The organism is Bacteroides sp. M10, assembly GCF_014334015.1.
GTDB classification, from domain to species: Bacteria; Bacteroidota; Bacteroidia; order Bacteroidales; family Bacteroidaceae; genus Bacteroides; species Bacteroides intestinigallinarum.
On record NZ_CP060488.1, the window covers coordinates 4,271,519 to 4,293,586 of the forward strand.

At 43.8% G+C, this 22,068-nt stretch carries 16 protein-coding genes; 11 read left to right on the plus strand and 5 right to left on the minus strand.

Annotated elements, in window-relative coordinates:
• Positions 1 to 2 precede the first annotated feature (2 nt).
• The 9 genes from H8796_RS15245 (at position 3) to H8796_RS15285 (ending at position 13,668) form a co-directional block, all read left to right on the plus strand.
• The gene (locus tag H8796_RS15245) at positions 3 to 3,107 is read left to right on the plus strand and encodes an efflux RND transporter permease subunit (RefSeq protein ID WP_008999122.1); all 3,105 of its coding nucleotides are present in this window, start codon (positions 3 to 5) and stop codon (positions 3,105 to 3,107) included.
• The gene (locus H8796_RS15250; RefSeq protein ID WP_004297381.1) at positions 3,107 to 4,486 is read left to right on the plus strand and encodes an efflux transporter outer membrane subunit; all 1,380 of its coding nucleotides are present in this window, start codon (positions 3,107 to 3,109) and stop codon (positions 4,484 to 4,486) included. The genes H8796_RS15245 and H8796_RS15250 overlap by 1 nt, the downstream gene beginning before the upstream one ends.
• Positions 4,487 to 4,692: 206 nt before the next feature.
• Positions 4,693 to 6,339 (plus strand): diphosphate--fructose-6-phosphate 1-phosphotransferase, encoded by a 1,647-nt coding sequence (locus H8796_RS15255; RefSeq protein ID WP_117937305.1) that lies wholly within the window; start codon positions 4,693 to 4,695, stop codon positions 6,337 to 6,339.
• A 154-nt stretch (positions 6,340 to 6,493) separates the two neighbouring features.
• Positions 6,494 to 7,387: a glycoside hydrolase family 25 protein gene (locus H8796_RS15260; RefSeq protein WP_004297385.1), complete on the plus strand. Its 894-nt coding sequence runs from the start codon at positions 6,494 to 6,496 to the stop codon at positions 7,385 to 7,387.
• Between the two features lie 75 nt (positions 7,388 to 7,462).
• Positions 7,463 to 8,806, plus strand: a complete 1,344-nt coding sequence (gene lpdA / locus H8796_RS15265; protein WP_117937307.1) for a dihydrolipoyl dehydrogenase — start codon at positions 7,463 to 7,465, stop codon at positions 8,804 to 8,806.
• Positions 8,807 to 8,825: 19 nt separating this feature from the next.
• Entirely contained in the window at positions 8,826 to 9,548 is a 723-nt protein-coding gene (locus H8796_RS15270; RefSeq protein ID WP_117937308.1) for a lipoate--protein ligase family protein, read from the plus strand.
• Positions 9,549 to 9,656: 108 nt separating this feature from the next.
• Positions 9,657 to 11,075, plus strand: a complete 1,419-nt coding sequence (locus H8796_RS15275; RefSeq protein ID WP_117937310.1) for a dihydrolipoamide acetyltransferase family protein — start codon at positions 9,657 to 9,659, stop codon at positions 11,073 to 11,075.
• Between the two features lie 37 nt (positions 11,076 to 11,112).
• Complete coding sequence (locus H8796_RS15280; protein WP_117937312.1) at positions 11,113 to 13,149, plus strand: thiamine pyrophosphate-dependent enzyme; 2,037 nt, start codon at positions 11,113 to 11,115, stop codon at positions 13,147 to 13,149.
• Between the two features lie 12 nt (positions 13,150 to 13,161).
• Entirely contained in the window at positions 13,162 to 13,668 is a 507-nt protein-coding gene (locus tag H8796_RS15285; RefSeq protein WP_008999128.1) for a flavodoxin, read from the plus strand.
• Between the two features lie 124 nt (positions 13,669 to 13,792).
• Here the strand turns inward: H8796_RS15285 and prmA are convergent, their stop codons facing one another.
• On the minus strand, positions 13,793 to 14,641 hold the full coding sequence (gene prmA, locus H8796_RS15290; RefSeq protein WP_117937314.1) for a 50S ribosomal protein L11 methyltransferase: 849 nt from the start codon (positions 14,639 to 14,641) through the stop codon (positions 13,793 to 13,795).
• Between the two features lie 152 nt (positions 14,642 to 14,793).
• Between prmA and H8796_RS15295 the strand changes: the two genes are divergently transcribed.
• Both H8796_RS15295 and H8796_RS15300 read left to right on the plus strand, forming a co-directional pair.
• Positions 14,794 to 16,107 (plus strand): hypothetical protein, encoded by a 1,314-nt coding sequence (locus H8796_RS15295; RefSeq protein WP_117937316.1) that lies wholly within the window; start codon positions 14,794 to 14,796, stop codon positions 16,105 to 16,107.
• Positions 16,108 to 16,141: 34 nt separating this feature from the next.
• A complete protein-coding gene (locus tag H8796_RS15300) occupies positions 16,142 to 17,809 on the plus strand; it encodes an OmpP1/FadL family transporter (protein ID WP_117937356.1) in 1,668 nt (555 codons plus the stop codon).
• Positions 17,810 to 17,929: 120 nt separating this feature from the next.
• On the opposite strand, the gene H8796_RS15305 is transcribed toward H8796_RS15300, so the two are convergent.
• The 4 genes from H8796_RS15305 to H8796_RS15320 form a co-directional block, all read right to left on the minus strand.
• Complete coding sequence (locus tag H8796_RS15305; RefSeq protein WP_117937318.1) at positions 17,930 to 18,736, minus strand: fimbrillin family protein; 807 nt, start codon at positions 18,734 to 18,736, stop codon at positions 17,930 to 17,932.
• 40 nt (positions 18,737 to 18,776) lie between these two features.
• Positions 18,777 to 19,247: a nucleoside deaminase gene (locus tag H8796_RS15310; RefSeq protein ID WP_004297398.1), complete on the minus strand. Its 471-nt coding sequence runs from the start codon at positions 19,245 to 19,247 to the stop codon at positions 18,777 to 18,779.
• 155 nt (positions 19,248 to 19,402) lie between these two features.
• Positions 19,403 to 20,389, minus strand: a complete 987-nt coding sequence (locus H8796_RS15315; protein ID WP_004297399.1) for a Gfo/Idh/MocA family protein — start codon at positions 20,387 to 20,389, stop codon at positions 19,403 to 19,405.
• Positions 20,390 to 20,838: 449 nt separating this feature from the next.
• Positions 20,839 to 22,062, minus strand: a complete 1,224-nt coding sequence (locus H8796_RS15320; RefSeq protein ID WP_117937320.1) for an alginate lyase family protein — start codon at positions 22,060 to 22,062, stop codon at positions 20,839 to 20,841.
• Positions 22,063 to 22,068 lie beyond the last annotated feature (6 nt).

Genomic DNA, 22,068 nt, shown 5'->3' on the forward strand with positions numbered 1-22,068 from the left:
CGATGAAAGTTACTTTTTTTATAGATAGGCCGGTCTTTTCGGCTGTAATCTCCATCGTGATTGTGATTGTCGGCATTATCGGTCTGACGATGCTTCCGGTGGATCAATACCCACAGATTACCCCTCCGGTGGTGAAGATTAGTGCTTCCTATCCGGGTGCGAGTGCACTTACTGTATCACAGGCAGTAGCTACTCCGATTGAGCAGGAAATCAATGGTACTCCGGGGATGCTTTATATGGAATCAAATAGTTCTAACTCCGGAGGCTTTTCGGCAACAGTTACTTTTGATGTATCTGCTGATCCGGATTTGGCTGCTGTTGAGATTCAGAACCGTGTGAAACTGGCAGAATCCCGTTTGCCGGCGGAAGTGATTCAGAATGGTATTTCGGTAGAGAAACAGGCTCCCAGTCAGTTGATGACGCTTTGTTTGACTTCTACTGACCCAAAGTTCGATGAGATTTACTTGAGTAACTTTGCTACTATCAATGTGCTCGATGTGATTCGCCGTATTCCCGGAGTGGGACGTGTATCCAATATTGGTAGCCGTTATTATGCCATGCAGATATGGGCGCAACCGGATAAGCTGGCAAACTTCGGACTGACCGTACAGGATTTGCAGAATGCATTGAAAGATCAGAACCGTGAATCGGCAGCGGGTGTGCTGGGACAACAGCCTGTACAGGGATTGGATATCACGATTCCTATCACGACACAGGGACGTCTTTCCACTGTAGGACAATTTGAAGATATCGTAGTGCGTGCCAATGCGAATGGTTCTATCATTCGATTGAAAGATGTGGCACGTGTATCGCTGGAAGCTTCTTCGTATAATACAGAGAGTGGTATCAACGGTGAAAATGCTGCCGTACTTGGTATTTATATGTTACCGGGTGCCAATGCGATGGAAGTGGCCGAGAGAGTAAAAGAGGCGATGGATGAGATTAGCAAGAACTTCCCTGAGGGATTGAGCTATGAGATTCCGTTCGATATGACGACTTATATTTCCGAATCTATCCATGAAGTATATAAGACGTTGTTTGAAGCATTGGTATTGGTGGTTTTGGTGGTTTATTTATCCTTGCAGAGCTGGCGTGCAACGTTGATTCCGGTAGTGGCGGTGCCTATTTCATTGATCGGTACTTTCGGATTCATGTTGATTTTCGGTTTCTCACTGAATATCCTGACATTGCTCGGATTGATCCTTGCCATCGGTATTGTGGTGGATGATGCGATTGTGGTGGTGGAAGGTGTAGAACATATCATGGAAACGGAGCACCTAAGTCCTTATGAAGCTACGAAAAAAGCGATGAACGGACTTTCCAGTGCTTTGATTGCCACTTCACTGGTATTAGCGGCTGTGTTCGTCCCGGTTAGCTTTTTAAGTGGGATTACAGGACAGTTGTATCGCCAGTTTACGGTGACAATTGTAGTGTCCGTACTTATTTCTACGGTAGTGGCTCTGACATTGAGTCCGGTGATGTGTTCGCTGATTCTGAAACCGGATAGCGGGAAGAAAAAGAATATCGTTTTCCGGAAGATTAATGAATGGCTGGGTATCGGTAGTAATAAGTATGTAGCTGCCGTAACTCGTACAATTAAGCATCCTCGTCGAGTTTTGAGTGCTTTTGGTATGGTGTTGATTGCTATCATGTTGATTCATCGTATTATTCCGACCAGTTTCTTACCTGTGGAAGATCAGGGATATTTCAAGATTGAATTAGAACTGCCGGAAGGAGCTACTCTGGAACGTACCCGTATCGTGACAGAGCGTGCCATTGCTTATCTGGAAAAGAACCCGTACATTGAGTATATACAGAATGTAACGGGAAGTAGTCCGCGTGTCGGAAGTAACCAGGGACGTGCTGAACTGACGGTGATCCTGAAACCTTGGGAGGAACGGAAGAGTACCACTATTGAGAAGATCATGCATACGGTAGAGAAACATCTTGAGGAATATCCGGAATGTAAAGTCTATCTGTCCACCCCTCCGGTTATTCCGGGGCTCGGTAGTTCGGGAGGTTTTGAGATGCAGCTGGAAGCTCGTGGAGAAGCCACTTTTGATAATTTGGTAGACGCGACAGATACATTAATGTACTACGCATCCAAACGCAAAGAGTTGGCGGGCTTGTCATCTTCTTTGCAGTCGGAAATCCCACAACTTTATTTTGATGTGGATCGAGACAAAGTGAAGATGCTGGGTGTGCCTTTGGCTGATGTGTTTTCTACCATGAAGGCTTATACCGGTTCGGTGTATGTGAACGATTTTAATATGTTCAACCGTATATATAAGGTTTATATTCAGGCGGAAGCTCCTTACCGGGAACATAAAGACAATATTAATTTATTTTTCGTAAAAGCCTCCAATGGAGCGATGGTACCATTGACTTCTCTGGGAAATGCATCATATACCACAGGACCGGGAAGTATCAAACGTTTCAATATGTTTACTACGGCCGTTATTCGTGGAGCAGCTGCGCAAGGATATAGTTCCGGACAGGCGATGGAGATCATGGAACAGATTGCCAAAGATCATCTCCCCGATAATATCGGTCTGGAATGGAGCGGCCTTTCCTATCAGGAGAAGCAGGCGGGAGGTCAGACAGGTATGGTGATGGCACTGGTATTCTTGTTCGTTTTTCTTTTCCTTGCCGCACAATACGAAAGTTGGACAGTGCCTATTGCCGTGTTGCTTTCTTTACCTGTGGCTGCTTTGGGAGCTTATTTAGGAGTCTGGGTTTGCGGATTGGAAAACGATGTCTATTTCCAGATTGGCTTGGTTATGTTGGTCGGACTTGCCGCTAAGAATGCAATTTTGATTGTAGAGTTCGCAAAGGTGCAGGTAGATAAAGGTGAAGACTTGGTGCAATCGGCCATATACGCAGCCAAATTGCGTTTCCGTCCGATTCTGATGACCTCTCTTGCCTTTGTGCTCGGTATGCTTCCGATGGTACTGGCAAGTGGTCCGGGTTCGGCAAGCCGGCAGGCAATCGGTACAGGTGTATTTTTCGGAATGATATTTGCCATCGTATTTGGTATCATTCTTGTGCCGTTCTTCTTTGTGATGGTGTATAAAACAAAGTCGAAAATCTTAAAACATAAGAAATAATGAAACGAAAGAAACTATATATTGCTATCCTGTTACTTGCCGGAGTACTGACTTCCTGCAAGGTAGGGAAAAGCTATGTCCGTCCTGATCTTCATTTACCCGACAGCTTGGAAAGATCACAGGATTCGGTCAGCTTCGGTGACCAGGACTGGAGGGATATTTATACGGATGCTACATTGAGAAGTCTGATAGAGCGTGCGCTGGATCATAATAAAGATATGCTGATTGCTGCTGCCCGTGTGAAAGAAATGGCTGCACAGAAACGAATTTCTACGGCTGCATTGCTTCCGGATATTAAAGGAAAAGTGACAGGGGAACGCGAACTCGAGAATCATGGAGGAGATGCTTTCAAGAGATCGGATACCTTTGAAGCACAATTCCTCGTTTCGTGGGAAGTCGATCTTTGGGGAAATCTACGTTGGGCACGTTCGGCCAGCATTGCCGAGTATCTGCAATCTATTGAAGCACAACGCGCATTGCAGATGACGATTGTGGCTGAAGTGGCACAGGCTTACTATGAACTGGTAGCTTTGGATACAGAACTTGATATTGTCAAACAGACATTGAAAGCCCGTGAAGAAGGAGTGCGCCTGGCACGTATCCGGTTTGCCGGCGGATTGACTTCCGAGACTTCCTATCGACAGGCACAAGTGGAGTTGGCACGTACGGCCACTCTGGTTCCTGACCTGGAACGTAAAATCTCTCTGAAAGAAAACGATATTGCTTATCTTGCGGGTGAATATCCTAATAAGATAGCCCGTTCCCGTTTGCTTCAGGAGTTTAACTCTCCGGAAACACTTCCTGTAGGGTTGCCGTCTACTTTGTTGGAACGCCGTCCCGACATTCGTCAGGCAGAGCAGAAATTGATTGCTGCCAATGCAAAAGTAGGAGTGGCCTATACGAATATGTTCCCACGTCTTGCCCTGACAGGCGGTTTCGGTAGTGAAAGTACTTCTTTGTCGGAACTTCTAAAATCTCCCTATGCAGTGATGGAAGGAGCTTTATTAACTCCTATCTTTGGTTGGGGAAAGAACCGTGCGGCATTGAAAGCGAAGAAGGCTGCTTATGAGGCTGAAGTACATAGTTATGAGAAATCCGTACTGGAAGCTTTCAAGGAAACGCGTAATGCGATTGTCAACTTCAACAAGATCAAGGAAGTGTACGAACTTCGTGCCAATCTGGAACGTTCGGCCAAGAGCTACATGGACTTGGCACAATTGCAGTACATTAATGGAGTCATCAACTATCTGGATGTGTTGGATGCCCAACGTGGATACTTTGATGCCCAAATCGGATTGAGTAATGCCATTCGTGACGAGTTGATTGCGGTGGTTCAACTTTATAAGGCTCTTGGCGGAGGCTGGGAGCAGAATCCCTAGAATTATATTATAAATTAGCTCGCTGAAGAAAACGTAAAGGCTATCTCCCACATTGGGAGATAGCCTTAATTTTTCTTTCTTCTTTCTTTTGTCTTAAAAACAACAGAAGAAGAATTTTCATAATTCGGAAAAAAGTGCGAAATTTGCAACGCTTTTCAAGTTTGACAAGAAACTTACTAACACCTTTAAATAAAAAATTAAAGAAAATGACTAAAAGTGCATTGCAAATCGCAAGGGCTGCTTACCAGCCCAAACTTCCGAAAGCATTGGCATCAGGAGCTGTTAAGGCTATAGCAGGTGCTGCTACTCAATCTGTAGCCGATCAGGAAGCTATCAAAGCATTATTCCCGAACACGTATGGAATGCCGTTGATTACATTCGAAGCTGGTGAAGCTGTTGCTCTTCCCGCTATGAACGTAGGTGTAATTCTTTCCGGTGGTCAGGCTCCGGGCGGACACAATGTAATCTCCGGTTTGTTCGATGGTATCAAGAAATTGAACCCGGAAAACAAATTATATGGTTTTATCCTGGGTCCTGGTGGTCTGGTAGATCACAACTATATGGAACTGACTGCTGATATCATCGACGAATATCGTAATACAGGTGGTTTCGATATCATCGGTTCCGGACGTACGAAGCTGGAAGCTGAAAGCCAGTTTGAAAAAGGACTTGAAATCATCAAACAACTGGGCATCAAGGCACTGGTTATCATTGGTGGTGACGACTCTAACACAAATGCTTGTGTATTGGCTGAATACTATGCTGCTAAGAAGTATGGTGTACAGGTAATCGGTTGCCCGAAAACAATTGACGGTGACTTGAAGAACGATATGATTGAAACGTCTTTCGGTTTTGATACAGCTTGTAAGACTTATGCTGAAGTAATCGGTAACATCCAACGTGACTGTAACTCTGCACGTAAATACTGGCATTTCATCAAATTGATGGGTCGTTCGGCTTCTCACATCGCACTGGAATGTGCTTTGCAGGTACAGCCTAACGTATGTATCATTTCAGAAGAAGTGGAAGCAAAAGATATGTCTTTGGACGATGTGGTGACATCTATCGCTAAAGTGGTAGCAGACCGTGCAGCACAAGGACACAACTTCGGTACAGTTTTGATTCCGGAAGGATTGGTAGAGTTCATTCCTGCCATGAAACGTCTGATTGCTGAATTGAATGACTTCTTGGCTGCTAATGCTGAAGAATTCGGTCAGATTAAGAAATCTCACCAACGTGATTATATCATCCGCAAACTTTCTCCGGAAAACTCTGCTATCTATGCAAGTCTGCCGGAAGGTGTTGCCCGTCAGTTGACTTTGGATCGTGACCCGCACGGAAACGTTCAGGTATCATTGATCGAAACAGAAAAACTGTTGTCTGAAATGGTAGCTACTAAGTTGGCTGCATGGAAAGAAGAAGGCAAGTATGTTGGTAAATTTGCTGCTCAACACCACTTCTTCGGTTATGAAGGACGTTGTGCTGCTCCGTCAAACTTTGACGCTGACTATTGCTACTCTTTGGGTTACACAGCTTCTATGTTGATTGCTAACGGTAAGACTGGTTATATGTCTTCTGTACGTAACACAACAGCTCCTGCTGCCGAATGGATTGCTGGTGGTGTGCCTATTACTATGATGATGAACATGGAACGTCGTCACGGTGAAATGAAGCCGGTTATCCAGAAAGCATTGGTAAAACTGGATGGTGCTCCTTTCAAAGCATTTGCTTCACAGCGCGAACGTTGGGCTATCGAAACGGATTATGTATATCCGGGTCCGATCCAATACTTCGGTCCTACAGAAGTTTGCGACCAGGCAACTAAGACTTTGCAACTGGAACAAGCTAAATAAATACACTTCAGAGCAGTTGTTGATACAACAGTTGCAATGAAGGGTTCTTTCAGGCACGGATTACACGGATTAATACGGTTTTTAGTTATTTCTTATAACCCTGTATTCCGTGTAATCCGTGCCTATCTCTAAAAACATTGATCGTTTAAAGTAAATGCCACAACGCAACAACCCGATGTCTGCCGTACAGAAGAAAAGAACTGTTTCCACCACTAAAAGAAAGGGAACGACCTCTTCTTCCAAGACTTCCCGTACTTCAAAAAAGGAACAGGTGAAGCATCGAACTGTGATGCCTACTTGGCTTCGTAATATTCTGGCAGTGATGATTGTCGGTTGTTTCTCCGTAGCTTTCTATTATTTCTTTATCCGTCCTTATGCTTATCGATGGAAACCTTGCCATGGTTTAAAGGAATATGGTGTCTGCATCCCTGACGGATATGATATTCATGGTATTGACATTTCTCACTATCAGGGAAAGATTGACTGGAAGAAGCTGTTGCAGAATAAGGAGACGGCTACTCCTTTACATTTCGTCTTTATGAAGGCCACAGAAGGAGGAGATCATAACGATACCACATTTGAGGCAAATTTTGCCAATGCCCGTAATCATGGATTTATCCGTGGCGCTTATCATTTTTATATTCCGAGCACGGATGCTTTGAAACAGGCGGACTTTTTTATTCGCACGGTAAAACTTGTTTCCGGTGATTTACCTCCCGTACTTGATGTGGAAGTGACCGGTCGGAAGGAAAAAAAGGAATTACAGCAAGGCATCAAACGCTGGCTGGACCGGGTGGAATCTCATTATGGAGTGAAGCCTATTCTATACACTTCTTATAAATTTAAAACCCGTTACCTGGACGACTCTATCTTCAATGCATACCCTTATTGGATTGCCCATTATTATGTGGACTCTGTGCGGTATCAGGGAAAATGGCACTTTTGGCAACATACGGATGTAGGAAGTGTTCCCGGCATTAAAGAAGACGTAGATTTGAATGTGTTTAATGGCTCGTTAGAGGAACTTAAAAAGCTGACAATTAAGTAACGGGTATTTCTTTTCCCTACAACTTATCTCTTCTCATATTTGTTATAATCGTATTATTACTAAAAAAATACGATTATGAACTTTGATATAGCTATTATTGGTGGTGGTCCGGCCGGGTACACAGCTGCCGAACGGGCAGGGGCCAACGGATTAAAAACTGTTCTTTTTGAGAAAAAGGCAATGGGGGGAGTATGTCTCAATGAGGGGTGTATTCCTACTAAAACTTTGTTATATTCTGCTAAAATACTGGATAGCATCAAGAGTGCTTCCAAATACGGCGTTTCTGCCGAATCCCCTTCGTTCGATTTATCCAAGATTATGAGCCGTAAAGATAAAACAGTAAAAATGTTGGCGGGCGGTGTGAAGATGACTGTGAATTCTTACGGAGTGACTATTGTAGAAAAGGAAGCTCTGATAGAAGGAGAAAAAGATGGGGAAATACGCATCACTTGTGACGGAGAAACCTATTCCGTGAAATATTTGCTGGTATGTACCGGCTCTGATACAGTGATTCCTCCCATACCGGGGCTGTCAGAAATCAGCTATTGGACTTCCAAAGAGGCCTTGGAGATAAAGGAACTTCCTAAGACACTGGTCATTATTGGTGGCGGGGTGATCGGGATGGAGTTTGCTTCTTTCTTCAACAGTATGGGTGTGAAAGTACATGTGGTAGAAATGATGCCGGAGATTCTGGGAGCGATGGATAAGGAAACCAGTGGTATGCTTCGTGCCGAATATGCCAAACGGGGAGTCTCTTTCTATTTGAATACGAAAGTGGTGGAAGTAAATCCTCATGGAGTTGTGATAGAAAAAGAAGGCAAGACGTCTACTATTGAAGCGGAGAAGATCTTGCTTAGTGTAGGACGTAAGGCAAATCTATCCAAGGTGGGACTGGACAAGCTGAATATAGAACTGCATCGGAATGGAGTGAAAGTAGACGAACATCTGTTGACTTCGCATCCTCGTGTATATGCGTGTGGTGATATTACAGGCTATTCTTTATTGGCGCATACTGCTATCCGTGAAGCGGAAGTCGCTATCAATCATATTTTAGGAGTGGAAGATCGGATGAATTACGATTGTGTTCCGGGAGTCGTTTATACCAACCCTGAAGTGGCGGGAGTGGGAAAGACGGAAGAGGAACTGGTAAAATCAGGAGTTCCTTACCGTATTTCAAAATTACCCATGGCTTATTCCGGACGCTTCGTTGCGGAGAATGAACAGGGAAACGGACTCTGTAAGCTGATTCAGGATGAAGATGGGAAGATTATCGGTTGTCACATGTTGGGAAATCCGGCATCAGAACTTATTGTGATAGCAGGTATTGCTATTCAGAGAGGATACACGGTAGAGGAATTCCAGAAGACTGTGTTTCCACATCCTACGGTCGGAGAGATTTATCACGAAATTATGTTTTAACTCTTATTCCGCTTGATCTATGATTCGATGTATCTATAGTCCGTTTACTGATATTTACTTTCATTTGGCAGCAGAAGAATATCTGTTGAAGCAGGGAAATGGAGATATCTTCATGCTTTGGCAGGACACTCCTTCTGTGGTAATAGGTAAGCATCAGCGATTGCGGTCGGAAGTCGATAAGAAATGGGCGGAACAGGAACGAGTACATATTGCCCGTCGTTTTTCGGGTGGGGGAGCGGTGTACCATGATTTGGGCAATGTCAATCTGACTTTTATAGAAACGGCTCCCCGATTGCCGGAATTTGTTACGTACTTGCAACGGACATTGGATTTCCTGAACTCTATAGGCCTGATGGCAAAAGGAGGCGAACGACTGGGGATTTATCTGAATGGATTGAAAATATCAGGGAGTGCGCAATGCGTACATAAGAATCGGGTGTTGTATCATTGCACTTTATTGTATGATACGGATCTGACAGCATTGCATAAAGCTTTGAATCCGGAACCGATGGTTGATGATGAAACTTTATCGTCAGTATATGCCGTTCCTTCCGTTCGGAGTGAGGTAACCAATATTCGGAGTTATTTACCGGAGGGAACTGTAACTGATTTTAAAGAGAAGGCTTTTCAGTATTTCAGTAAGTCCCAATCTGTCAGTGCTTTTACCAGGAAAGAAATAGAGGCTGTCAATCAGCTCCGGGAAGAGAAATATATTCAAAAAGAGTGGATATATAGTCGTTGATGTCCGGGCTGGCTTTGTCAGTATCCGGTTAAAATTTACTTAACTTAAAACTTTCTATTTCAGCCCGTTGTTGTAATATATCAAGGTTGAATAATAAATTTACTGTCTATGTCAAAATTCGAAATAAAAATGCCTAAGTTAGGCGAGAGTATAACCGAAGGGACAATCGTCTCTTGGTCTGTAAAGGTGGGTGACATGATTCAGGAAGACGATGTGCTTTTTGAAGTGAATACTGCTAAAGTAAGTGCGGAGATCCCTTCTCCCGTAGCGGGAAAAGTGGTGGAGATTTTATATAAGGAGGGTGATACGGTTGCTGTAGGAACAGTAGTCGCTATAATTGATTTGGATGGCGAAGAATCTTCAGGAACGGAGCCGGTAAGCGAAGGAGTTGTAAGAGAGGAAGCCGATGCTGGTCAGGTTGCTGCAAATGTTTCTGAAACATCACCATCATCAGCGGAAACTGCTAAAAACGAATCAGCGAATACTGCATCGAAACCTGTTGTTGCAGAGGAAGAACGTTGGTACTCTCCTGTTGTGATCCAGTTGGCGCGGGAAGCTAAAATTCCGAAAGAAGAGTTGGATGCTATACAAGGAACCGGTTATGAAGGGCGATTGAGTAAGAAAGATATAAAAGATTATATTGAAAAGAAGAAAAGAGGAGGTAGTGTTGCACCGAAGCCGGCATCTGCTGTTGCTGCTCCGGCCGCAAGCAAACCATCAGTTGCTGTTTCTTCTGAACAGGCAAGTCCGAAGGTTGCTCCGGCTACATCTGCCGCTGCTATCCAGCCGGCTGCCACCTTATCTAAATCGTCTGCTCCTGTTGCAATGCCTGGAGTCGAAGTAAAAGAGATGGATCGTGTCCGCCGGATTATTGCCGACCACATGGTTATGTCTAAAAAAGTATCTCCTCACGTGACCAATGTAGTAGAAGTAGATGTTACCAAATTGGTGCGTTGGCGTGAAAAGAATAAAGACGCTTTCTTCCGTCGCGAAGGAGTGAAACTGACTTATATGCCTGTGATAACGGAAGCCGTGGCAAAAGCATTGGCTGCCTATCCACAGGTGAATGTATCAGTAGATGGATACAATATTCTTTTCAAAAAGCATATTAATGTCGGTATTGCCGTCTCTTTGAATGATGGAAATCTGATTGTTCCTGTGGTGCATGATGCCGATCATCTGAATCTGAACGGGTTGGCTGTTGCTATCGATTCTCTGGCCTTGAAAGCAAGGGATAACAAATTAATGCCGGAAGATATTGATGGGGGGACATTTACGATAACCAATTTTGGTACATTCAAGAGCCTGTTCGGTACGCCAATCATTAATCAGCCGCAAGTAGCTATCCTGGGAGTAGGATATATTGAGAAGAAACCTGCTGTTGTAGAAACTCCGGAGGGTGATACGATTGCAATCCGGCATAAAATGTACTTGTCTTTGTCCTACGATCATCGGGTAGTAGATGGAATGTTGGGAGGTAACTTCCTGCATTTTATAGCCGACTATCTCGAAAATTGGAAAGGCTGATAACTGATTGTTTCATTCATTAAGAACTTCATTACTCATGAAAAAGAAATATGATATAAAAACTACAGATGTAGAAACCCTGAAAAAGTGGTATCATCTGATGACATTGGGGCGTGCCTTGGACGAAAAGGCACCGTCTTACCTGTTGCAATCTTTGGGTTGGTCTTATCATGCTCCCTATGCAGGGCATGATGGTATTCAACTTGCTGTCGGTCAGGTATTCACCCTCGGTGAAGATTTCCTGTTCCCATACTACCGGGATATGTTAACCGTGCTTTCCGCCGGAATGACCGCTGAAGAAGTTATCCTGAACGGTATTTCCAAAGCAACGGACCCGGGTAGCGGAGGACGTCACATGTCGAACCATTTCGCCAAACCGGAATGGCACATTGAAAACATCTCCTCTGCTACTGGTACACACGACCTTCACGCAGCAGGTGTGGCCAGAGCAATGGTATATTATGGACATAAAGGCGTAGCTATCACTTCTCACGGAGAGTCGGCTACTTCCGAAGGATTCGTTTACGAAGCTATCAATGGTGCCAGCCTCGAACGTCTTCCGGTGATTTTTGTAATACAAGATAATGGGTATGGTATTTCCGTACCCAAATCGGAACAGACTGCCAACCGTAAAGTAGCCGAAAACTTCTCGGGCTTCAAGAACCTGAAGATTATCTATTGTAACGGAAAGGATGTATTCGATTCGATGAATGCTATGACCGAAGCGCGGGAATATGCTATCAGTACCCGTAATCCGGTTATTGTGCAGGCGAATTGTGTCCGGATCGGTTCGCACTCCAATTCAGATAAACACACCTTGTATCGGGATGAGAATGAATTGGAATATGTGAAAGATGCTGATCCCTTGATGAAGTTTCGCCGGATGCTGCTGCGTTATAAACGTCTGACCGAGGAAGAACTGCAACAAATAGAAGCTGATGCAAAGAAAGAATTGTCTGCTGCCAACCGGAAGGCTTTGGCTGCTCCCGATCCTGATCCTAAAAGCATTTATGATTTTGTAATGCCCGAACCTTATCAGCCACAGAAATATAAAGACGGTACACATGAGGCGGAAGGGGAGAAGACTTTTCTGGTCAATGCCATTAATGAAACATTGAAAGCTGAATTCCGCCATAATCCCGATACCTTTATTTGGGGACAGGATGTGGCAAACAGGGAAAAAGGAGGCGTGTTTAATGTAACCAAAGGTATGCAGCAGGAATTCGGCGAAGCCCGTGTATTCAGTGCACCGATTGCGGAAGATTATATTGTAGGCACCGCCAATGGAATGAGTCGCTTTGATCCTAAAATTCATGTGGTGATTGAGGGAGCGGAGTTTGCCGATTATTTCTGGCCTGCCGTAGAACAATATGTGGAGTGTACACATGAGTACTGGCGTAGCAACGGGAAATTTGCTCCGAATATAACTCTGCGTCTGGCTTCCGGTGGCTATATCGGTGGAGGCTTGTATCATTCTCAAAACCTGGAGGGAGCTTTGACCACTTTACCGGGGGCACGTATTGTCTGCCCATCTTTTGCGGATGATGCTGCCGGATTACTTCGTACCAGTATGCGATCCAAAGGCTTCACGCTGTTCCTCGAACCGAAAGCATTGTATAATTCGGTAGAAGCAGCGGCAGTAGTGCCGGAAGATTTTGAAGTACCTTTCGGAAAAGCACGTATTCGTCGTGAGGGATCAGATTTGAGCATTATTACCTATGGCAATACCACCCATTTCTGTCTGCACGCAGCAGAACGATTGGAAAAAGAAGGTGGCTGGAAAGTGGAAGTCATTGATATTCGCTCCTTGATTCCGTTGGATAAAGAGGCGATATTCGAATCGGTCAAGAAAACGAGCAAGGCATTGGTGGTTCATGAAGATAAAGTATTCTCCGGTTTTGGTGCGGAGCTTGCTGCTATGATTAGTGGAGAGATGTTCCGCTATCTCGATGGACCGGTGCAGCGTGTCGGTTCTACTTTTACTCCTGTCGGTTTTAATCCGATTTTGGAAAAGGAAATTCTGCCGGATGAGGCCAAGATATACGAGGCTGCCCGGAGATTATTGGAATATTAAATAGTGTGGATTATGAAAAAGATAGGTTTATTTTATGCTACCAAAGCCGAAAGAACGAGTTGGGTGGCAGAGAAAATACAGAAAGAATTCGGTAAGGAAAAGATAGAGACAGTGCCTATTGAACAGGCTTGGCAAAATGACTTTGCTGCTTATGACTGCTTCATTGTGGGTGCTTCTACTTGGTTTGATGGAGAACTTCCTACTTATTGGGACGAACTGTTGCCGGAACTCCGGACAATGAAATTAAAAGGTAAGAAGGTTGCTATTTTCGGTCTGGGAGATCAGATACGCTATCCGGAGAATTTTGCAGATGGAATCGGTCTGTTGGCGGAGGTATTTGAAGAAGATGAGGCTACTTTAGTTGGTTTTACTTCTTCCGAAGGTTATACTTTCGAACGTTCCAAAGCTTTGCGTGGTGAGCAGTGGTGCGGTTTAGTTGTCGATTTGGATAATCAGTCCGAGCAGGCGGAAAAGAAAATAAAAGCATGGTGTCAACAGGTAAAGAAAGAGTTCGCGTAACAACTTTGTTTCTCCTTATAAGATAGTGACGCTATCCGATACAAATAGTGACGGTATATGCTATGGATAGCGTCACTATCCATAGCATATACCGTCACTATTTTTTCTACATCCATCAAGACTCTTATCCTTTATAAACAAACTTTACCTCTGCCCAGCGATTCTTCTCTTTATAATGAACGAAAGTCAATCCGTTCTTTTCCGCTTCTTCGCGGATGGCGGTAATATCGTCTACATAAAATCCACTCATATAGAGTTCGGAATCCGTATGCATGCAGGCAACATATTGCTTCATATCATTCAGTAATATATTCCGGTTGATGTTGGCGATGATAACGTCGAAAGGTCCTTTTCCTGTAAGCGACGAGGCATCTCCTTGTGAAACGGCAATATCGTCTACGTAGTTCAATTCGATATTTTCGATGGAGTTTCGTACACACCATTCATCAATGTCGATGGCTGTACAGGGGCGTGCGCCCCGCATACGTGCGAGGATGGCAAGAATTGAAGTTCCGCAGCCCATATCGAGCAGAGATTTATCTTTCAATTCGCTGTCCAACAATTCTTCAATGATGAGGCTGGTAGTCTCGTGGTGTCCTGTTCCGAAGGCCATTTGAGGATTGATGACAATGTCATATTCCGCTTTGGGAATATCTTGGTGGAAAGTGCTGTGAATCACACATCGGTTTCCGATAATGATGGGTTGAAAGAAATTCTTTTCCCATTCTTCATTCCAGTCCTTATCTTCCGCTTCGGTGTATGTATAAGTAATATCCGTATCGGGTAGGGGGAACTCGGTGATGGCAATCTTGATGGCGTTTTCATCACAGATTGTCTGTTGGATATATGCGGTCAGTCCGCCTTCACACTCAACAAAACTTTCAAACCCGACTTCACCCAGTACGGCAGCCAGTACGTCAGTGACGATTTCTGTGCAAGGGTGGGTGCGGAATGTGAACTCAAAATACTTCATAGTTGTTTTTAATTCTGGTGAATAATGGACAAAGATAGTTAGAAATAGGGATTTCCCTATTATCCTTTGGGGAAAATCTCCCTCGGACGAAAAATCTCTTCCTTATCTTTGTAACATGAATAAGTTTAAGTAATTACATAAACCGAGATGATATGAAAAAGATTGTTTATTTCTTGCTATTTGCCTTGTGCCTCCCGATAGGCTTGATGGCACAAAGCGTTGATGACGACCTTTACTTCATTCCTTCAAAAGACAAACAGGAGAAGAAAGAAACTCCGGTTAAGAAGGAAACGAAGAAACAGGTGACCAACATCTATACTTCACCGGGTACTACAGTAGTGGTTCAGGACCGTAAGGGAAGAACACGGGATGTGGATGAATATAACCGCCGTTACGATGCACGTGATAATGAATTCGTAATGGATAATGATACCTTATATATAAAAGAAAAATCTAATCCGGATTTGGACGGAGAATGGGTGACAGGCGAATTCAATGGTACGGAAGACGACTATGAATACGCTGAACGTATCATCCGTTTCCGCAATCCGCGTTTTGCTATCAGCATCAGCAGCCCGTTGTATTGGGATGTAGTTTACGGTCCGAATTCATGGGACTGGAATGTATATACCGACGGTATGTATGCTTATGCGTTCCCGACATTCAGTAATCCACTCTGGTGGGATTGGCGTTATGGCTCTTACGGCTGGGGATGGAACTATGGCTGGGGATGGAATCGTCCTTACTACGCTTGGGGATATTCTCCGGGTTATTGGGGCGGCTGGTATGGCGGCTACTGGGGTGGCTGGTATGGCGGCGGTGGCTATTGGGGACATCATCACCACTGGCACGGTGGTCCTAGCTGGGGCTGGGGCGGAGGTGGAAGCGGTCATTGGACAGGTCCTACCTATACGAATCGTCGTTCTTCCGGACAAAGCAGTTACAGAAATTCGTCTCGTCAATATGGTTCGAGTGTTACCCGTTCAGGTAGTGGCTCTTCTGTTCGTTCTTCCGGTGCGTCTTCTTCTTATAGTAGAGGAGAGAGCTCTGTAAGACGCGTAGTGGGTACACGTACTTCAGGTGAACGCAGTAGTTCTGTTAATCGGGTAGAAGGAACGTCACGTCGTAGTAGCAGTACTTATTCTCGTCCGAGCAGTACACGGAGTAGTGGAGCAAGTTCTACTTACTCTCGTTCTTCATCAGGAGCAAGAAGTACTACCGGTAGCAGTACAACAAGATCTTCATCATATAGTCGTGGAAGTTCAACTGCTCCACGTAGTAGTTATTCTAACGGAAGCCGTAGCTCTTCTTCATCTTCTTATGGAACTTCTCGTTCCTCTTCTTCTTCACGGAGTTATTCACCGGCTTCTTCCGGCAGTAGTTCACGTGGCAGTTATTCTTCCGGTGGTGGCGGTGGTTCTACCAGATCTTCTGGTGGTGGCTCCTCCCGTAGTAGTAGAAGATAGGAAGTCAGATGTTTAATTAAAAGGTATGAAAGGTATGAAAAAGATATTTACTATAGCTGTATTGGGGTTATTGGCATCGGCAACTCCGGTTGTGGCACAAACAGTTTATGATGGTGCCAAACTGACCGGAAAAGATTTAAACGGAACTGCACGTTTTGTAGGTATGGGCGGTGCCATGGGAGCTTTAGGTGGAGATATATCCACCATGAGCACGAATCCTGCCGGTATTGGACTATTCCGTAGTAGCGATGTTATGACTTCCTTCGGATTTTCAGCTTATGGAACCGAAAGTAAATACTTGGATAACAAACTGAATTCAGATAAATCGAGAGCTTCGTTTGATAATATTGGATTTGTGTTTTCTTCAAAGATCGGGAATAACACTCCGCTGCGTTTTGTGAATTTTGGATTTAATTATCATAAGGCAAAGTCCTTCTATAAGAATATGAATATGAAGGGTAACCTGGGAGACTATTCCCAAACTTTCTTGATGGCTTCGCAAGCTGGAGGTATTGAGGGATGGGGAGACAACCCTTATGATGATCCGAATATCGGCTGGCTTTCTGTTTTAGGATATGATGGTTGGGTGATAACAGATATAACGACGGATAAGATTAATCCGGCAACAGGTAAGCCCAATAATATTTATACTGATAAGGACGGAAACCAAATTAATAATTTTGAAGGTAAACCTTTGTATGTTTCTCCTGGAGACTATAGAGGAATGTTCCCTTATGGAAATGCTAATTTCCGTTCTGAAGAGCGCGGTGGTATTGACCAATATGATTTTAATGTTTCGTTCAATATTAATGACCGGGTGTATTTAGGATTGACTCTTGGTGCATATTCTGTTGATTACAGTAAGTATACATTTTATGAAGAAGTCTATGAAAGTAATGAGGGGTATGACTTACAAAGTTGGAACAAGATCACAGGTTCTGGTTTTGATGTGAAATTAGGAGCTATCATTCGTCCGTTTGAATATTCGCCTTTCCGTATCGGACTGGCTATTCATACTCCGATCTTCTATAGTCTTGATTATAAAACAAGCGCACAGATTGCATCAGATGTGATAAATGAGGAAACCGGTGCGATGGGGGGAGATGTAGTAAAGACTTGGGATCATGTTCCCGGAAAGGCTGATATGGTTCGTTCATTCAATTTCCAAACCCCATGGACTTACAATGTAAGTTTAGGTTATACAGTAGGGAACAGTCTGGCTTTAGGAGCTGAATATGAATATCAGGATTATTCTTCTATGAAGTTTAAAGATCCGGATGGTTATTCTTCTTCTTTTGAGTTTGAGAATAGCACAACGCCTATGTTGAAAGGAGTTAATACAGTTCGTTTAGGCTTAGAATATAAGGTGATTCCACAATTTGCTCTTCGGGCTGGTTACAATTATAGTACTGCAGCTTTCCATAAGGATGCTTTCAAGGATCTGCCGTATAACTCTATTCAGACAGACACGGATTTTGCCAACTCTAAATCAATGAGTAATTATACATTGGGTATTGGTTATCGCGGATCAATGTTCTATGCCGATCTAGCCTATAAATTCTCTACGTATAAGGAAGACTTTTATCCGTTTGTGAATGGATATGCAAATGAAGATGGTGGTGTAACTATTGGTTCACCGGAAGCAACGAAAGTTACCAATACGCGTAGTCAGGTGTTGTTTACCGTAGGTATGCGCTTCTAATCTAATAAAGAGACAGTTTTCAATTTCAATAATAACTTTTGTGTGTAAAAAATCCCTGGAATGCTGAGTGTCTACAGCGGTTCCGGGGATTTTTATTAGTATCACTTTTTATTCTTTATTTTATCTGAATAGTGGAGTCCGTTCGTCAATGATTCCGCGTCTTGCATACATTCTTACAGCAACAGGGGTTCCGGCTTCTATGGTAATATCTTCATCCGCGATAATAGGTTCTTCTTTACCGTCCAAGATAACTGTTCCTATTTTCTCGCCGGCTTTGATGATCTGCGGAATCAAGTTAGTCAGAATTCCTTCAGATACTTTCCGGATATCGATGTATTCCGGTTGGGCATTTGGGGCAACTTCAATTTTACCGCTGAACAGGTCTTGCACACCTTCGTTTTTCAAGAAAAGTTTAACGATAGCTCTACCTTCGTACGGCTGGTTGTTTTCGTCAAGCAGAACGACGGGCGTTGTCATTCTCTTGAATGTAAGAGCAACATTTCTAGCACCTTTGTTGGCTTGAGCTGTACCGAACAAATATTCTAAGCCACCCTTGATTTCACGATAGCGGCTGCTTAATGATCTGGTAGTAGCTGCTTCGCCGGTCAATTCAGGATAATGAGCATAGAAAGTAACCGTTTCGGAATCGGTGCCTGCCTCGTTCCAGGTCTGGCTATCCATACCTATGGCAAACGGATGATAATCTTGCTCGGCAACTGACATTGAGATGACATCTCCGGCAGCGAAATTGTTCTTTAACGGAAGTGTCAAACTGCTGCTGTTACGAGTAAGAGCATTGTTGATACTTTGGTCAATAGAAGTAGAAAAGTCGATCACTTCTTTACTGGGATCTTGCAGTTCTTCTTGCTGTTGACAACTGAACAGGCATACTGATGCCATAACAAATAAAAGGCTTTTTCTTTTCATTTGAGGGGTAATTAATAGGTTAATAATAGTGAGAGGTTTTTTAATATTCTACTCTGTCTTCTTTGGCCGCCCAGGCTTTGAAGGCAGTAAGGGCTTCATTATGCAATAAGATTTCGGAAGGAAGCTTTCTGTCTTCAGGCTTCAGTTCCAGTTCGTCATAGATAAAAGAGTCGTCGAAGCCAATATTCTTGGCATCGGTCTTATTGTTTCCATAGTACATTTTATCCAATCGCGCCCAGTAAATCGCACCGAGACACATGGGACAAGGTTCGCAGGAAGTATAGATTTCGTATCCGCTAAGATTAAAAGTACCGAGTTTGGCAGCTGCGGCACGTATCGCACTCACTTCGGCATGAGCAGTTGGGTCACAAGATGCCGTAACACGATTTACTCCTGTTGCAACTATTTCCCCCTCTTTCGTGGCAATCACAGCACCGAAAGGACCTCCACCATTTTCAACATTTTCTTTGGAGAGCTCGATTGCTTTCCGCATTAAGTCTTCTCTAGTCATGGCACAAAAAATATATTGTTAGTTTCATTTTCCCTTTGCTTCTTTTTACAAAGATAGAAAAAACTAACAATATACAATGGAATATTCCTATTAATTTTTTAACAGTATCAGTAAACTTCGCAAGAAAATGATACTTTTTTTTGCTTTTTTTCGGGTTATAGTTTACCTAATATCTTGTCCATTACCCAGTTAGTGAGCGTTGCACTTTCTCCGTCGCAGGAGCAAACGGACTTACCTAACAAGTGATCGACCACTGCCTGAATAAGAGGTTGTTGCACATGTTCCGGGTTACCGATACAGATTTCTTCCCGTCCTTTTTCGGTATGTAAGCCGATAGGCTCATAAGTAAAGACAGAGAAACAAATCATTCCCTTGTCACCGATAATTTCAATACGGTCTTCGCGGGCAGAATCATGGGCTACGAAACACCAGGAACCGCTACCAACCAATCCGCTATCAAATTGGAAACAGGCGCTTAATGTATCTTCAGCAGGATAAAGTCCACCCCGATTGCTCTTATAACCGCTTGCTTCGAGGATACAACCGAACATATCCTGCAACAAATCAATTTGATGCGGAGCAAGGTCGTAGAAGTAGCCACCTCCGGCAATGTCAGCCTGCACACGCCAGGGAAGGTTGTCACGATTGTAATCCAGATCGCGTGGCGGCTGGGCAAAACGAATCTGCACATTGATAATATTACCGATAGTACCGTTCTCTACCAGTTCCTTTACTTTCTGGAAATAGGGGAGATAACGGCGATAGTAAGCAACGAAACAGGGAACTCCCGTTTCATTGGATATGCGGTTGATGCGCGTGCATTCTTCGTACGTCACAGCCATTGGTTTCTCAATATAGGCAGGTTTGCCTGCTTTCATGGACATAATGGCATACGTAGCATGTGAGGAAGGAGGAGTGGCAATGTAGATGGCATTTACTTCCGGATCATCGATCAGTTCTTGTGCATCGTCATACCATTTTTTGATTCCTCTCTCTTTGGCATACGCTTTCGCTTTCGCACCGTCACGACTCATCACGGCTACGACTTCCGAATGTTCTACTTTCTGGAAAGCGGGACCGCTTTTGGTCTTGGTTACTTCTCCACAACCAATGAAGCCCCATTTGATAATCTTTTCACTCATAATATATACCTATTGTGTCTGCTTAAACAAACCCCAAAGATAAAGCTATTTTTTGTCAAGAGCAACTTTATTGATTATTAACTTAGCAGAGACAGTGGTAAAACAGACATTACGTTTTATTTCAATAGAGGCTCTGTTTTACCTGAACAGACGGTCTGTTAGGAGAGAACAGAGCCTCTAAAAGATGGCAACGCACACTCTAATTCCGGTAAGAAGTAAGGTGAAGATCGCTATGCACCGGGTTAAAGGAGAATGAACACCGGGCAAAACTGAAAGGAAAGCCGGGGTGGGGGAACTTTCCTCTCTATGAATATGATTTTTTCTTTGATATATAAAAAGAAAGGAGGGAATCACAATTCCCTCCTTTACGTGCAGTTTAATTGAAACTACTTTATCATTAACTCTGTAAAGATACGACATTCGGAAGCGAAAGTCAAGTCTTTGAGAGTTTATTTACTTTCCTCTTTCAGGAAAAGAAGATTAAAAAGATCTTTCGGATTGCTTTTCCGGAACTGCTGATATGCCTTTAAATAATCGGTACGAGTGGAATCTAGCAGATACAGTCGATACAGGTCTTTACATAATTCCTGTTGTTTACCGTTCCATTCGCTGATTTGCTTGTAAGGCCATTCTTTGACTCCTTTCCCGAGATATGGCTTCAGAAAATCGGCAGCTTTGTAAATGCTTCGTCCGTCAGCAGAACTGACAGAAAGAACAGGTACATGGGCTTTTTCTCCCATAGTCGCAATATCTATCAGATGTTGCAGATTAAATTCTGAATATCCGAAAGCCAATGTTCGGCGTAATTCTTCGGGCTGTTTGCCGTCCGGTTCAATCTGTTTGAATACCCGCTTCTTGGGAACTTCCCGAAGTATCCGTTCGGCTACTTTATGATTGCCTGTATAGAGTGCAAATGCAATGGCTTGTGCATCATAAGCAGTACTATGATTGTTGGGGCGGCTGGCTTCTTCTTTTCCTTGTTCGCTAGTCAGAATCCAGTCCAGTAATTGCCCGAACCATTTTTTTAGCTGCTCTGAATCTTTCGAGGTGAACGAACGGGATTTTTCAAGAAGCTGAACGGCATCCAGCATTTCCACTAACGAATAAGTATCTATCACACCATAGCAACGGCCAAGATCATTATTATGTCCGGGCGCAACCTGCGCATATTTCAGATGTGGGTTCATGCAGGTTTTCTTATCCAGAAACCAGACACGAATCTGTTTGGTTGCTTTCAGTGCATACTGTTCTTTGCCACTGAAATACCACGCAAGTGCGAGTGTAGTGACATTATTTGCCATCTCTCCCAAGCGGTTACGGTCCAGTTTATCCAGTTCCGGATTGGATACACCATCGCGGCTGATATAAGGTTTACCGTCCGGCTTGGTCGGGTCTGGCCAGAAATAGCGTGCCTGGCTCAAGTAGTCATGTTTGTCTCCGCTTGGTGGCGTTTTATCTTTCATCATAACAGAAAGATGGTGGGCGTTCAAAGCCTTGTCTGCCTGCTTTAGTAAGTTCTGATAAGTGGCGCTGTATGCGGGTTGATTGAGAGACTTTTTCACTTGTTCCAGATGTTCCGCATTCCAGATGCTCTGGGCGCAAACAGTCATTGCAACAATACTGAAAGCCAGTGACAAACGGATTCTCTTGGAGTAGTTCGCTCGTAGATTCATGGGATA

Bases quoted from the DNA above. Each gene is read 5' to 3' on its own strand.
- H8796_RS15245 (WP_008999122.1), top strand. From the start codon at position 3: ATGAAAGTTACTTTTTTTATAGATAGGCCGGTCTTTTCGGCTGTAATC.
- H8796_RS15250 (WP_004297381.1), top strand. From the start codon at position 3,107: ATGAAACGAAAGAAACTATATATTGCTATCCTGTTACTTGCCGGAGTA.
- H8796_RS15255 (WP_117937305.1), top strand. From the start codon at position 4,693: ATGACTAAAAGTGCATTGCAAATCGCAAGGGCTGCTTACCAGCCCAAA.
- H8796_RS15260 (WP_004297385.1), top strand. From the start codon at position 6,494: ATGCCACAACGCAACAACCCGATGTCTGCCGTACAGAAGAAAAGAACT.
- lpdA (WP_117937307.1), top strand. From the start codon at position 7,463: ATGAACTTTGATATAGCTATTATTGGTGGTGGTCCGGCCGGGTACACA.
- H8796_RS15270 (WP_117937308.1), top strand. From the start codon at position 8,826: ATGATTCGATGTATCTATAGTCCGTTTACTGATATTTACTTTCATTTG.
- H8796_RS15275 (WP_117937310.1), top strand. From the start codon at position 9,657: ATGTCAAAATTCGAAATAAAAATGCCTAAGTTAGGCGAGAGTATAACC.
- H8796_RS15280 (WP_117937312.1), top strand. From the start codon at position 11,113: ATGAAAAAGAAATATGATATAAAAACTACAGATGTAGAAACCCTGAAA.
- H8796_RS15285 (WP_008999128.1), top strand. From the start codon at position 13,162: ATGAAAAAGATAGGTTTATTTTATGCTACCAAAGCCGAAAGAACGAGT.
- prmA (WP_117937314.1), bottom strand. From the start codon at position 14,641: ATGAAGTATTTTGAGTTCACATTCCGCACCCACCCTTGCACAGAAATC.
- H8796_RS15295 (WP_117937316.1), top strand. From the start codon at position 14,794: ATGAAAAAGATTGTTTATTTCTTGCTATTTGCCTTGTGCCTCCCGATA.
- H8796_RS15300 (WP_117937356.1), top strand. From the start codon at position 16,142: ATGAAAAAGATATTTACTATAGCTGTATTGGGGTTATTGGCATCGGCA.
- H8796_RS15305 (WP_117937318.1), bottom strand. From the start codon at position 18,736: ATGAAAAGAAAAAGCCTTTTATTTGTTATGGCATCAGTATGCCTGTTC.
- H8796_RS15310 (WP_004297398.1), bottom strand. From the start codon at position 19,247: ATGACTAGAGAAGACTTAATGCGGAAAGCAATCGAGCTCTCCAAAGAA.
- H8796_RS15315 (WP_004297399.1), bottom strand. From the start codon at position 20,389: ATGAGTGAAAAGATTATCAAATGGGGCTTCATTGGTTGTGGAGAAGTA.
- H8796_RS15320 (WP_117937320.1), bottom strand. From the start codon at position 22,062: ATGAATCTACGAGCGAACTACTCCAAGAGAATCCGTTTGTCACTGGCT.